Source organism: Bacillus carboniphilus (genome assembly GCF_020524035.2).
GTDB lineage: Bacteria > Bacillota > Bacilli > Bacillales > JAIVKR01 > Bacillus_CC.
On record NZ_CP129013.1, the window covers coordinates 2,923,382 to 2,937,224 of the forward strand.

Here is a 13,843-nt window from a genome sequence, read left to right on the forward strand (position 1 = left end):
GCATGGGTATTCCAAAGATTCCATTAGATAAATGGGTAGATAATTTAATAGAGTGGCTAACCGATACCTTTGAAGGGTTTTTTGAAATTATTGCAGATGGAATTGAAGCACTTTGTGATTTAATGGTAGATGGGTTAATGTTTATCCCGGTCATACTATTAATCTTATTAATCACTGGTCTTGCTTGGTATGTAGGACGGTGGAAATTAGGCGTTTTTACGTTTTTGGGATTATTTTTAATTGATAATTTAGGGTACTGGGAACAGATGATTGAAACATTGACACTTGTTATTGTTTCGGTTGTCATTACGATAGTCATTGGTATTCCTATTGGAATATGGGCGTCACAAAGCGAAATTGTACGTCGTATCACAACGCCTATTTTAGACTTTATGCAAACAATGCCCGCTTTCGTATATTTATTGCCAGCAATCTTTTTCTTCAATATTGGAATTGTACCTGGAATTGTGGCGTCGGTTATTTTTGCCATGCCGCCTGCCATTCGATTAACGATATTAGGTATTCATCAAGTTCCAGGCGATTTAATTGAAGCAACGCATGCGTTTGGTTCAACAACAAAACAGCGTCTCTTAAAGGTACAATTGCCTCTTGCCATGCCAACGATTATGGCGGGTATTAACCAAAGTATCATGCTAGCTTTATCAATGGTGGTTATTGCGTCGATGGTCGGTGCGCCAGGTTTAGGTGCAGAAGTGTATCGTGCGGTAACACAACTTCAAATAGGAACTGGATTTGAAGCAGGAATTGCCATTGTTGTTTTAGCGATCGTTTTAGATCGTCTAACTCAAAATGTTGGGAAACAAAAAAAAGGAGGAACAGCGTAATGTTAAAAAAAATACTATTACCTATTTCTATGTTGACATTAACAATCGGTTTAACGGCGTGTTCAGAGGATAAAAAGGAAACGAGTGAAAGTTCAGAGAGTGTTAGTGTAGGAGAAAGCGTAGATTATGAAATCATCGGAATCGATCCTGGTGCAGGTTTAATGAAATCTACTAATACAGCACTTGAAACTTATGAATTAGATGATTGGGAGTTAGTTGAAGGTTCTGGGGCAGCAATGACAGCTGCTTTAAAGAAAGCGTATGAAGATGAAGAGCCAATTATCGTAACTGGTTGGACACCTCACTGGAAGTTTTCTGAGTTTGATTTAAAATATTTAGAGGATCCAAAAGGTGTATATGGTGATGCAGAAGAAATTCGTACCATTGCAAGAAAAGGTTTAGCAGACGAAAAGCCAAATGCGTATAAAATATTAGATCAATTTCAATGGACAGCAGAAGATATGGGAAATGTGATGGTCATGATCGAAAACGGTGAAGCTCCTGAAGATGCAGCTGCAACTTGGGTAGAAGAAAATGCCGATAAAGTTTCAACATGGACTGAAGGTACTGAAGTAGTAGATGGCGAAGAGATTTCAATTGCTTACGTTGCATGGGCAAGTGAAATTGCAAGTACAAACGTAATTACTAAAGTACTACAAGATCAAGGTTTTGAAGTGAAGATGGTTCAAGTAGAGGCAGGACCAATGTGGACAGGAGTGGCTGATGGAAGCGTAGACGCTCACATCGCTGGTTGGTTACCATCTACACACCAAGATCACTATGAAAAGTATGAAGGTGATTTTGAAGATTTAGGTCCCAACCTAGAAGGAACGAAGATCGGTTTAGTTGTTCCTGCTTATATGGATATTGACTCAATTGAAGATTTAAAATAAGCATGTTTTAGAACTAGCTCCTTTTAGGGCTAGTTCTTTATTTTTAGAGTAAGAAAGTATATAAATAGGTCCTTATTTGGATGGTGCTTTTATTTTTGTCTAGCTCCAGCGCCCAGCGACTGGTGATGCTTTCGAAGCACACGACGTGCTAGCATCATCGTTGCCCACAGGACGTGGACGCCTTTAGATGATGTTCCATTTCTCTACGATCAGTCAACGGAGACGCCTCCAGGAGGGAGGTGGATCTACGTCGCCACAGGACGTGGCTGAACTTAGTAGATCCTCCGCTTTCGGGCTTTTCGTGTTTCCTTTATCTCATGCGGCGATGAACAGGAGGTTCTAGCGTCAACGTTAGTCACAGGACGTGACTGTACTTAGTTGACGTTCCTTTTCCCCTGCGTTGCTAAACGGGCGCTTGCGCTTTTCTTATTAGAGGATAAATGTAATAAAACGAGAATAGTTAATTGAAAAAGGCCATATAGATGAACTGTGAGTAGGACAATCAAAGGGGGATTTTTGATATGTTTCAACGAATTGATGTGTTCTTAAAAACGTGGGGTTACGAGTCTAAGATGACGCAAAAACTAATGAGTAACTTAACGGATGAATCTCTAAAGCAACCAGATCGTTCTGATCACTATTGTTTAGGTCAAATTGCCGATCATCTTGCCAACACGATACCGATGCTAGCTACAAAAGCAGGATTATCATTAAAGTTACCTGATGAAGTCATACATTCTCAGTCTGTGAAAACTTTATTAGAGCATTATCAAAGGAATAGTGAAGCCTTCATTCATGCTGTTGAGAAGCAATGGAAAGATGATGATTTGAATGAGGAGCTTGACTTTTTTGGTGCTACTTTTACAAAAGGAATGCTTTTAACCTTTTTAATCCAGCACCAAGCCCATCATCGAGGACAAATGACGGTATTGATGCGAGAGGCTGGCTTAATGGTTCCTGGTATGTACGGACCATCAAAAGAAGAAAGAGCAGCCCTTCAACAATAATAGCTGAAAAATATAAGGCCGTTTCTACAAATGTGGAGACGGTTTTTGTTATGCTAGAAATAAGAGGACCAATAGATGATTGTTATACATGAAGTTTCCTTTTCTTTGAGGATTTTAAGGGGAATAGAGACTCCTGTGGAAAGACGGGTTAGGAAAGAGTCGCAATGTGAGGGAAGAACGAGAGAGTCCATGAAAGAATGTCCGCTGAAAAAGAGGAATGCTTTCACAGGCGCAAGAGAAAAAGAAGGATGTTTTTACTTTTAGAGGTTGTTCAAAAAGTCCTAAAAAAATGTCGGTTGAATAACTTTGTTGGTTTGCTTTTGCGCTCCTCATGTACCAAGAACGTACACTGTGAGTGCTCAAAGCTACACCGCCTCGTTCTTCAGCGTCCTTTTTTCCCTACTTTTTGAACACGCACTTTTAAAAAAGGATAGTGGAGGAGCAGGGATGTCCAAAACACAGCGTTTAATAGAAATCATGATGACTGTAAATGCGAAGCGAAAATTTACAGCTAAAGAGTTAGCAGAAGAATTTAATGTTTCATATCGTACCATTCTACGTGATTTGGATGAATTGAGTGCCCTCGGTGTTCCTCTATACTCTGAAGTGGGGGCAGACGGTGGTTATTATGTGTTGAATGACCGAATGTTACCTCCCGTTTTTTTAAAAGAATCAGAGGCAGTGACTTTATATTTTGCTTTCCAGTCTCTCCAGTTTTTAGGTTCACTTCCTTTTGAAACAGAAACGGAATATGTTTTAAAGAAGTTTTATCAATATTTATCATCAGAAGCAAAAGCTCGTATTCACGAGATGAAAGATCGAATTGTTTTTTGGCATCCGAACCGAGTTCAGTCGGCAGATCATTTGGATGTCTTATTGGAAGCAGCTATTGATCAATCAGTCCTCGATATTCTATATGATAGTCAGAGAGGTATCATGGAAAGAAACATTCAACCGATTGGATTGTATAGTTACAACGGATTTTGGTACTGTCCAGCGTATTGTTTTCTCAGGAAAGGTGTACGTTTATTTCGTGCTGACCGAATAAAAAAATTAGAGAAGAAAGAAAGAGAGTCTGTTCAAAAGAACCTTCCGTATAAATCGATTATGGAGTGGATAACGTTGTCTGAAAAAGGCTGCCCCAATCCGATCAAATTTGTTGTAGAATTGTCGAGAGAAGGTGCGCGGCGTGCAATGTCAGAGATCGATTTAGAACGGTTAGTAAAAATAAAAGAAGATGGGACGGGCTTGATCGATACGAGAATTCCCAAATCAGAATTGAATTATTTTGTAGATCTCATTTGGAACTTTGGGGATCAAGCTGTTATAAAGGAACCGACAGAAGCCATTTCTTACATAAAACAAAAATTAAAAGTGTTAACAGAGAGGTATTCTTGAATTATTTTATAAACGATATTGAATGTGACGTAATATGTCACTATTTAATGGTAGCTTTAAGAGGAATCTACTATGGAAAGGATGATAGGTATGAATGCTGTTACCATTTTACGAAATCAATTGTTGGAGGAATTAGAACTAGGGATCCGCTCGATGGAAGGTTTGCTGAGAAAGGTAAAGGAGGAGGATTGGCAGTATCGGCCAGCACATAATATGAGAAACCTGATTGAATTAGCGAGACACATCTCGTCTATACTTGAGGTCGATCTTCATATTTGGCAAGAAAAAGATCAGGAAACAATCCAAAGCGTTGAAGGATTCTATAATGAATTGGAAACATCAGAAGCTATGATTGAAGCGATGAAAAGAGGCTATGACAACTACAGATCATATTTGATAACCATGTCAGATCAAGATTTTTTGACTAAAAAAACAACGCCCTTCTACCTGGAGGAAGGGGCAATTCAAGCACATTGGCTTGTTGAAGAAGTTTCTCACTTTTTTCATCATCGTGCACAATTTTTTAATTATTTGAAACAGCTTGGCTATGATGTAAGTATGTATGACTTGTATTGTTAGGGAATGAAAAACGATTGAAGTGTGTGTTCAAAAGGTAGGGGGGAAAGGGCGTTGAATAGTAAAGCTGAAGCACTCCTTAGGTCCATCATCTAAGTTCAACCACGTCCTGTGGTAACGACGATCATAGCATCGTAAGAACTATTGAACAACCTCTTGAAGGAGAAGATGTAGGGTGAAGAAAAAAATAATCATTAGTGAACGCCTAAAAAGGCAAAAGTTGTTGGCACCATTAAGTAACAGTAATAATGCTGAAGCATATAAACAATTATTTCGTTTATTGCAGCCTGTTGCACCTGTTCATAACAGTCGTCCTGGAAATCCCCCAAAGCTAGTGCATAGGACCAGCTTTGATGACACGTTGTTGGCGGAGAATCTTCGCCAACAACATATGATTGTTAAAGGCCGTTTTCAAGGGGGACGTATCGGCTATGTTTTAGAAGAAGATCTCAGTCTTTATGCCAGCATTTTTAAAAAACCGATTCAAAAAGTGACTTCACTTCATGAAGAAATATTATCTATTCTGCATCGTTCTGGTGGGATGTCAAAGGACTTGTTGAAAGAACAATTACCTTATAAAGCGACAGAAATTAATGCTGCATTAAAAAGAATGCAAGAAGCGTTTTGGCTATATGAATCTCAAATTGATACAGATTGGAATACGGGATGGTTCGACTTTAAAGAAGAATGGCCAGAAGTCGACTTAAGTCAAAACAGTACCTCTGACGTTGCGAAAATTTTATTGCGCTTTCTTGAAGCATTTGTCTTTGCCACCTTAAATCAAATGAAAAGCTGGTCACAGTTAAAACTAAAGACGCTCAATAATGCATTAGATTTTTTAATAGAGAGTGAGCAAATTATTAAATTAGACATTGAAGGTATTGGAATAGGGTATATGAGAAAGGAAGATGAAAGTTTGAGCGATGGGGACATAACGCCATCCGTATTTATGTTAGATAAATCAGATTTTTTAGTGAGGGCTTATTTAGACGAATTAAATCAAATGTTTAAAGGAAAAGAGGTTCTTCAATATCTTTTAATAGATGGGGAGTTTAAAGGAGCGGTACTGGGACATTGGAGAATTGGCCCGCATGATGTTGATGATGTTGAGGTGATCCTTCCTCAAGAAGAATGTAATGAAAGACGAGAAGAAATCATTGCTGAGATTAGGAAGGGGTACTCAAAAGAAACAACCGAAATTCTTCACTTTAATGGAGAACCTCTTACGTGAATGGTGTTCATGAAGCATGAAAGTAAGTATTGATATATTCATACTAAAAACAAGGCGTATTCTGAAAATGGAGTATTCATTCATGAGAAATTAATTGCAGAAGTTCTCCGTCTAGGTTATCCTAAGACTTCTTGAACAGTAAAAACTTGTATGCCCAATAGCTTTCCAATAAATATCATAGAATTATGACTCTTCAGAAAAAGGTGAAATGGTTGGTTACTTTTAGACAAACGATAATACTAATAGTCATTTTTTTAGGTTTCATGTTGACAGGATATATATTCGAAATAGATACTTTTAAACTATTCATTGTCAAGGAGCACGGATTTGAAGTTAGCTTCGTGGGCGTTTTTTTATGGTATGGAACATGTATCATGATTGAGAAGATCGTGAAAAGAGAATATGAATTAGAATGGTAGACGAAAAAAAGCTGATACACCAAGGGTGCACCAGCTTTCTTTCATTTTCATTATTTTTGCGTAGCTTGCTCGAACTCTTCCTCAATCTCTTGAGAAGGTTTCCCGCTTATTAAGCTAAATATAATAATGACAATCGTTGAGAACACAAAACCTGGTACGATCTCATATAGGTTAAACAACCCACCTTCGATATTTTTCCAAATAACTACGGTTAATGCACCTACAAGCAATCCTGCACCTGCTCCTAATCCAGTCATACGCTTCCAGAATAGCGATAGGATAATGACTGGTCCAAAGGCGGCCCCAAATCCTGCCCATGCATAACTAACAAGTTCAAGTACAGAGCTATCTGGGTTTGCGGCAAGTAAGATGGCAATGATCGCAATAACGAGAACCGAAAAACGACCAATCCAAACGAGTTCTTTATCAGACGCATCTCTTTTAAAGAAAGCTTTATAAAAGTCTTCGACAACTGCACTAGAAGAAACTAATAACTGTGAGTCAATCGTACTCATGATTGCTGCTAAGATTGCGGCTAATAAAACTCCTGCTACCCAAGGATTAAATAAGATTTGGGTTAATTCCATAAAGACGGTTTCACTATCTTGGAGCGGGTTATCTACAAAGTAAGCAATTCCTACAAAACCTGTAAAGACGGCTCCTAAACCAGCCAACACCATCCAAGTCATCCCAATTAATCTTGCTCTAGGCACTTCTTTTACAGACTTGATGGCCATAAAACGAGCTAAAATATGGGGTTGACCAAAATACCCTAGTCCCCAAGCCATTAAGGAAATAATTCCGATTAGCGTAGTGTCTGTTAGGGCGTCTAAATAGCCTGCATCAATAGATGCGACTCTGTCTACAGTTTCGCTCATTCCACCCATATCATTAATGGCAATGATAGGTACAAGAATTAACGCGAGGAACATGAGTATACCTTGAATAAAATCAGTCCAACTTACGGCTAAAAATCCACCTAAGAACGTGTAGGAAACGATGACAATCGCACCAATCCAAAGAGCTTGATTATAAGTGAATCCAAATGAGCTTTCAAATAGTTTAGCTCCTCCAACCAAACCGGAAGATATATATAGTGTAAAGAAGATGAGGATGACAACCGCAGACATGACCCTTAAAATTTTGGAGCTGTCTCTAAATCGGTTTTCTAAAAAATCGGGGATTGTAATAGAATCATTGGCTACTTCTGTGTAAGTTCTCAGACGACCAGCAACAAACTGCCAATTTAAATAGGCACCAATTGATAATCCGACAATAATCCATAATGAGTTCATACCAGAAACATAAGCGGCACCAGGTAATCCTAATAGGAGCCAACTACTCATATCAGAGGCACCAGCACTTAAAGCCGTTACACCAGCCCCTAACGTTCTTCCTCCTAAAATATAATCTGATAAGTTCTTTGTTAAACGATAAGCTAAAAATCCAATGACTAACATTCCTACAAGATACACAATAAACGTAATTAACGTTGCTTCATTCATTTTTATGAGTTTCTCCTTTCAGTAAAGTACGTAATTATAGATAAGATGATTAATAGTGGCATAATGGAAATTAGAATATAGGATGCGGTGGATAAACTCTCCATTTCAGAACCTCCTTTCAACTAATAGCTTTCTGACAAGAATATTAACTTGTCATTATTTTGAGCAATAATGTTAATAATGGTAACATACATACATTTCATTTCAAGGGGATAAGAGAATGTCATGAGTATAAGCGTCAGATAGTGAGTATATGCATAGAGTTGTGGAGTTATGATGCCGAGATTCTATGTGAGCATGGGAGAGCTAGTATATTGCGAATAAACAAGCAATTGTGATGTATGGTATGATGGTGGATAAGGGATTATTTTCTATTTTTTCTATAGAGGATGGGGTGTTTATTTATTTTATGTATGAGAACGTAACTTATGAAAGATTTCTAGTGGCATTAAGAAACTGCAACCCAAGTTTTCAAGCATATAGGGAATGGAGATGTGAAGATGAAAATAGGCCAGCAGTTTCCGTTGCATCAAGTGAAAGACGCCCATCAATTAATAGAATAGCGAAAGAATACAGGAAAGGTTTTACTCAATGTTACTCTATAAAGTAAGGTTGGTATGACTTTCGGGTAATAAGATAGACTTGTAGTAAACTGATGAAAAGCAGCCAACACAGATGCTACTATAATACTCGTTCTTAATGGAATCAGTTCTCCCGTAAAACCAATTAATAAGACTGAAATGATTTGCATAACGCTTTGTAATGTCCCAAATACACTCGAAATTCTTCCCATCATTTGAGAAGGGACATTATTTTGGTAGAAGGTTAAAAAACCGGTGCTATAAAAGGTTGTGAAAAATCCTAGAATGACAAACCCGATGGCAATCGACCAAAAGGAAAAAGAGATTCCATATATAAAATAACCAAGACCAGAAAGAAAATACCCTACTCCCATTAATTGTTTGATGGATACCTTATTCGCTATTGCCGAAACAACTGAAGCGCCAACAATGGAACCAACTCCGGTGATACTAATCAATAACCCGTACTCCGTTTCTGATAAATAAATCACGTCTCTCGTGAATACAACTTCCTGCGCGTCCATCCCTAATGAAACAAGCATGAAAAAGACATTCAACATATAGATGGATAAAATAGCTACATGTTGTTTGCTGAATTGAATGACTGCCTGCCAGTCTTTTTTTAATACTTGAAAATGAATGGACTGCTTCTCCTCATGCTGGTGGTCAAGGTCCACATTAGGAAGTAAGGATAAAATAAGGGCTGAAAGTAAAAAGGATGCACCATTAATCCAGATTGCGATACTAGTAGACGTACTGATTAATAGTATTCCTGCAATTGCTGGTCCAATTAAAAAAGCACTAGACATAATAAGGCTACGAAAGGAGTTGTAACGTTTTCGATCCTTCTCAGGGATAAGCATGGTCAGGTAGGTTAATGAAGCTGGATGAAAGAAAGCTTTACATATTGATAATATTAGTAAAATCACATAAATAAGCCAAACAACTTCAACAAAAGGAATTAAACAGACGAACACACCTCGTAATACATCCACAAAGATGAGAATAGTGCGTTTATTCATTCGATCAATAAAACTACCCGACCAAAAACTAGTTATCAAAGAACCTAAAGGTCCCATAATCCACAAACCAGCAACTGCAGCAGGTGAACCGGTCAAATTGAAGACAAAGACATTAATGGCAACAAGATAAATGAAATCCCCTAATGACGAGATCCCAAAACCTAATAGTAATAAATAATGGTGGGACTTTTTAGAGCCTGATTTTTGCTTTATGTATAAATCCTCCCTTACTACTGGATAATATCATCATAACTTGTTATTAATTTACAGTCTATAAAAATTAGAATTTTTTGAGAATTGTTCATATTTTGATACCTATTTACACCAAATAAGAAAAAGTGTATTGTTACACTATATGAATAATTTGGGGAGTGTATATTTATGTTAACGGTCATCTTGTTAACCGTCGTATTGCGATATGTAATCAATAAAATGGTCTTATTAGAGAAAATAAAGTGGGGTAAGACGATTTTAAAGGAGGCAAAAATGATTCTACATATGATGCTTTATGATTTTGAATTAGTGTTTCTCATTCTTTTTATCCCGTTTATGTTATGGGTCATTTCAGGGAAGCCTAGTGATTGGGATGCAATTTACATAGTAGGTGCTTCATTATTAGGGACAATTTTTTATACATACAGTTACTATTTCAAAACAAAAGATGTTTAAGAGGGTTGAGATAGAATGGGGGAGAAAAAGTAAAACCCATAAAAGATCATTCTTTCATGGGAGTAAGAGTAAAATAGATCAATTCTTCTGGTTAATTGTGATCACGGTCTTGTTCTGGTCGGCAGTATTGAAGTCCATTAATTGTTCTAGAGTCTACAACTAAATATTCAGGGTCTGTGCCTGGTGTAAAGGTAGCGAGATGCTCTTCTTGATTAAAAGATATAAAGTTAGTTGTGGCCACTTGATTACCATTGATAATGACATGGTTAATGAGAGTTCCTGGTGTTGTAATTGTTAGTAATTTCTCTACAGAAGTTAGTTCAGACATATTCTAACCCTCCTTTATCAAAGTTCCCTTTTCTAACCCTTTATTTTTTTCTTGGATAAAGGGATATAATAGTATATGTGAAAGCCAAAACTCTTGTTTGGACGAAAATATTAGTGCATGTTAAAACAGGTAGGGGAAAAACGATACGAAGAAAATCCACTATTATGCTGTTGATATGTAATTACTTTTCTTTTGAATTCTTTTCACTTGAAAAATACCATACAGGGGTATAGTATATAAGTAGAGGTGATCAGATTGGATAATAATTGTCATAATCAAGAAGAAGAAAGAATGTTAGCAGAGCCAAGGTCAGATCAAGAAAAAACGCAACTGCTAAACAGATTAAAGCGAGTAGAAGGACAAGTAAGAGGCATTCAAAAAATGATTGACGAAGATCGCTACTGTGTGGATGTGTTGATTCAAGTGTCGGCTATAAATTCCGCCTTAAAAAATGTCGGAATGCAGCTTTTAGAAAGACACACTCATCACTGTGTATCAGATGCGATAAAATCTGGCTCAGGGGAAGAGTCGATTGAAGAGCTCATGAAGGTTATTAAGCAATTTTCAAAGTCTTAATGGTTGGAGGGAAAACCATGGTGAACGAACAAAACCAAATCAATATACATGTAACAGGTATGACCTGTGCATCTTGCTCAAATAGAATAGAAAAAGTGTTAAATAAAATGGATGGAGTAGAAGCAAACGTTAATTTAACAACTGAAATGGCATCTATAAGGTACCCATCACAAGTAAAGACAGGTGAGATTGTCGGGAAAATTAATGACCTTGGATATGGCGTGGAAACGGAACAAGTAGAGTTAGAAGTGTATGGTATGACTTGCGCATCTTGTTCCACGAGAATTGAGAAAGTGTTAAACAAGATGGAAGGGATCGAGAATGCAACCGTTAACTTAACGACGGAAACAGCTAGTTGTACAGTTCAAAAAGGTGTTGTCACAACAAGTGATATTATCAACAAGATTGAAAAGCTAGGGTATAAGGCAAAAATAAAGCAAAATCAACAAGAGAAAGTATCGAATAAAGAAAAAGAAATCAAAAAACAAAAGGTTCAATTATCTTTATCAATTCTTTTTTCTTTACCTCTACTCTATACGATGGTCGCCCATTTTCCGTTTTTGAATATTCCTATGACTGAGATCCTAATGAATCCGTGGGTACAATTTTTATTTGCTACTCCTGTTCAATTTTGGATTGGTGGGCAGTTTTATGTAGGTGCTTATAAAGCGTTACGAAATAAAAGTGCGAACATGGACGTACTTGTTGCCTTAGGAACATCAGCCGCTTATTTTTACAGTTTAGTGGAGGGGCTTCGGACGATTGGGAATCCGCAATATACCCCCCACCTCTATTTTGAAACGAGTGCCGTGCTTATTACACTTATTTTAGTTGGAAAACTTTTTGAAGCTTTAGCAAAAGGAAGAACAACGGAAGCCTTATCGAAGCTTTTACATTTACAAGCAAAGGAAGCCACGGTTTTAAAGAATGGAGAGGAAAGAAAAGTATCCATTCAAGAAGTAATGGTAGAAGATATCATTATTGTGAAACCAGGAGAAAAAATACCTGTCGATGGTGTTGTACTTGAAGGGCATTCTTTTATAGATGAGGCGATGATTACAGGGGAATCGATTCCGGTAAAAAAAGAAGCAGGAGATCAAGTCGTTGGTTCAACGATTAATAAAAACGGAACACTAAAAATGAAAGCGACACATGTAGGGGAGGATACAGCTTTATCCCATATCATTCGTGTTGTCGAAGAAGCTCAAGGATCGAAGGCACCGATTCAACGGTTATCGGATGTTATTTCAGGTTACTTCGTTCCAATTGTTGTCGTAATAGCTGTTCTTACCTTTTTTACTTGGTTTGTCATCGTGACACCAGGCGATATTGCTCAATCATTAGAAGTTGCAATTGCCGTTCTTGTGATTGCTTGTCCATGTGCTCTTGGATTAGCAACGCCAACATCGATTATGGTTGGAAGTGGATTAGCTGCTGAGAATGGCATCCTTTTTAAAGGGGGAGAACATTTAGAGAACACCCACAAAGTGGATGCGATTGTGTTTGATAAAACGGGTACCATTACAAAAGGAAAGCCAGTTGTAACCGATTATCAATCAGAAAATGATGAGATTCTTTCTTATTTATATACAGCCGAAGATGCATCCGAGCACCCTTTAGCCGAAGCGATTGTGGATTATGCAAAAGAACATAACGCCCAAAAAGTAAAGCAGACAAATTTTGAAGCCATTCCTGGTCATGGTATCAAATCAGAAATTAATAACCAAGTTTTCTTAGTAGGAACGAGAAAATTAATGAGTAAGTATAATATAAACTACTCTTCCTATCAAGAATCACTCTCGACTTTTGAAAATCAAGGAAAGACAGCGATGTTAATTGCTTTGGAAGGTCAAGTGGTCGGAGTTATCGCTGTTGCTGATACAGTAAAAGAGACAGCGACAAAGGCCATAAACCAGCTTCAACAGAATGGAATTGACGTTTACATGATCACTGGAGATAATCAAAAAACAGCAGAAGCGATTGCGGGTCAAGTAGGAATCAACCATGTTTTTGCTGAAGTGCTTCCTGAAGAAAAAGCAAATCACATTAAAACGCTTCAAGAACAAGGAAGGAAAGTAGCGATGGTCGGTGATGGCATTAATGACGCTCCTGCTTTAGCAACCGCTGATGTGGGAATTGCCATTGGAACAGGGACAGATGTTGCCATTGATACAGCTGATATCACAATTATGGGCGAAGATTTATCGCTCATCTTTAAAGCAATCAAAATTAGTAAAAAGACGATGAAGAATATTCGTCAAAACTTATTTTGGGCACTCGCCTATAATTCAGCAGGAATTCCAATTGCAGCGATTGGTCTGTTAGCTCCATGGGTAGCAGGAGCTGCGATGGCATTTAGCTCTGTATCAGTTGTGACGAATTCATTGCGCTTAAAACGCGTGAAATTATAATGGTGTTCGAAATGAGAGTTTTTGAACAACCATATTTATAGGAGGAATCAATGATGGAAAAAACAACATTACAAGTAGCGGGTATGACATGTGGACATTGTGAAAAAGCAGTGAAAGGAGCACTAACTCCAATCGATGGAGTAAAAGAAGTCACGGTTTCTTTACAAGATGGGACAGTTGATGTTGAATTTGAATCGTCAAAAGCATCTTTAGTACAACTTAAAGAAGCTGTGGAAGATCAAGGGTATGATGTAAAGTAATCAGTTTATGACTTGTAGAGGAGGATAATCTTCTACAAGTTTTTTAATTGTATAAAGAATTGAGAAAATCTCTTGACCTTTTCCTTACGTCACCCTTGAAACTAAAGATATTCTTATAGAAA

The 13,843-nt window shown here is 37.5% G+C and carries 13 protein-coding genes; 10 read left to right on the forward strand and 3 right to left on the reverse strand.

The features are described from left to right. Positions 1 to 2: 2 nt before the first annotated feature. The 6 genes from LC087_RS15045 to LC087_RS15070 all read left to right on the forward strand — a co-directional run bounded on the left by LC087_RS15045 (position 3) and on the right by LC087_RS15070 (position 5,950). Positions 3 to 845, forward strand: coding sequence for an ABC transporter permease (locus LC087_RS15045; RefSeq protein ID WP_226540469.1), 843 nt, complete (start codon positions 3 to 5; stop codon positions 843 to 845). Further along, positions 845 to 1,738 (forward strand): glycine betaine ABC transporter substrate-binding protein, encoded by an 894-nt coding sequence (locus LC087_RS15050; RefSeq protein ID WP_226540471.1) that lies wholly within the window; start codon positions 845 to 847, stop codon positions 1,736 to 1,738. The genes LC087_RS15045 and LC087_RS15050 overlap by 1 nt, the downstream gene beginning before the upstream one ends. Positions 1,739 to 2,259: 521 nt before the next feature. Further along, complete coding sequence (locus LC087_RS15055; protein WP_226540473.1) at positions 2,260 to 2,745, forward strand: DinB family protein; 486 nt, start codon at positions 2,260 to 2,262, stop codon at positions 2,743 to 2,745. Positions 2,746 to 3,192: 447 nt separating this feature from the next. Beyond that, positions 3,193 to 4,143, forward strand: coding sequence for a helix-turn-helix transcriptional regulator (locus LC087_RS15060; RefSeq protein WP_226540475.1), 951 nt, complete (start codon positions 3,193 to 3,195; stop codon positions 4,141 to 4,143). 72 nt (positions 4,144 to 4,215) lie between these two features. After that, a complete protein-coding gene (locus LC087_RS15065) occupies positions 4,216 to 4,722 on the forward strand; it encodes a DinB family protein (protein WP_226540476.1) in 507 nt (168 codons plus the stop codon). A gap of 172 nt (positions 4,723 to 4,894) precedes the next feature. After that, positions 4,895 to 5,950: a DNA glycosylase AlkZ-like family protein gene (locus LC087_RS15070; RefSeq protein ID WP_226540478.1), complete on the forward strand. Its 1,056-nt coding sequence runs from the start codon at positions 4,895 to 4,897 to the stop codon at positions 5,948 to 5,950. Positions 5,951 to 6,419: 469 nt separating this feature from the next. Here the strand turns inward: LC087_RS15070 and putP are convergent, their stop codons facing one another. Both putP and LC087_RS15080 read right to left on the reverse strand, forming a co-directional pair. After that, entirely contained in the window at positions 6,420 to 7,874 is a 1,455-nt protein-coding gene (gene putP / locus LC087_RS15075; RefSeq protein ID WP_226540488.1) for a sodium/proline symporter PutP, read from the reverse strand. Between the two features lie 547 nt (positions 7,875 to 8,421). Beyond that, entirely contained in the window at positions 8,422 to 9,690 is a 1,269-nt protein-coding gene (locus LC087_RS15080; protein WP_371932704.1) for an MFS transporter, read from the reverse strand. Positions 9,691 to 9,858: 168 nt separating this feature from the next. Between LC087_RS15080 and LC087_RS15085 the strand changes: the two genes are divergently transcribed. Further along, positions 9,859 to 10,146, forward strand: coding sequence for a hypothetical protein (locus tag LC087_RS15085; RefSeq protein WP_226540490.1), 288 nt, complete (start codon positions 9,859 to 9,861; stop codon positions 10,144 to 10,146). A gap of 91 nt (positions 10,147 to 10,237) precedes the next feature. Here LC087_RS15085 and LC087_RS15090 read toward each other — a convergent pair whose 3' ends face one another. Further along, the gene (locus tag LC087_RS15090; RefSeq protein ID WP_226540492.1) at positions 10,238 to 10,474 is read right to left on the reverse strand and encodes a hypothetical protein; all 237 of its coding nucleotides are present in this window, start codon (positions 10,472 to 10,474) and stop codon (positions 10,238 to 10,240) included. Between the two features lie 291 nt (positions 10,475 to 10,765). Here LC087_RS15090 and LC087_RS15095 point away from each other — a divergent pair, with 291 nt between their 5' ends. Genes LC087_RS15095 through copZ form a run of 3 tightly spaced genes read left to right on the forward strand, consistent with a single transcriptional unit; the run spans position 10,766 to position 13,721 of the window. Then, a complete protein-coding gene (locus LC087_RS15095) occupies positions 10,766 to 11,050 on the forward strand; it encodes a metal-sensing transcriptional repressor (protein ID WP_226540638.1) in 285 nt (94 codons plus the stop codon). 20 nt (positions 11,051 to 11,070) lie between these two features. After that, positions 11,071 to 13,461: a heavy metal translocating P-type ATPase gene (locus LC087_RS15100; protein WP_226540640.1), complete on the forward strand. Its 2,391-nt coding sequence runs from the start codon at positions 11,071 to 11,073 to the stop codon at positions 13,459 to 13,461. A gap of 53 nt (positions 13,462 to 13,514) precedes the next feature. After that, entirely contained in the window at positions 13,515 to 13,721 is a 207-nt protein-coding gene (gene copZ / locus LC087_RS15105) for a copper chaperone CopZ (protein ID WP_226540496.1), read from the forward strand. The last annotated feature ends 122 nt before the right edge of the window (positions 13,722 to 13,843 follow it).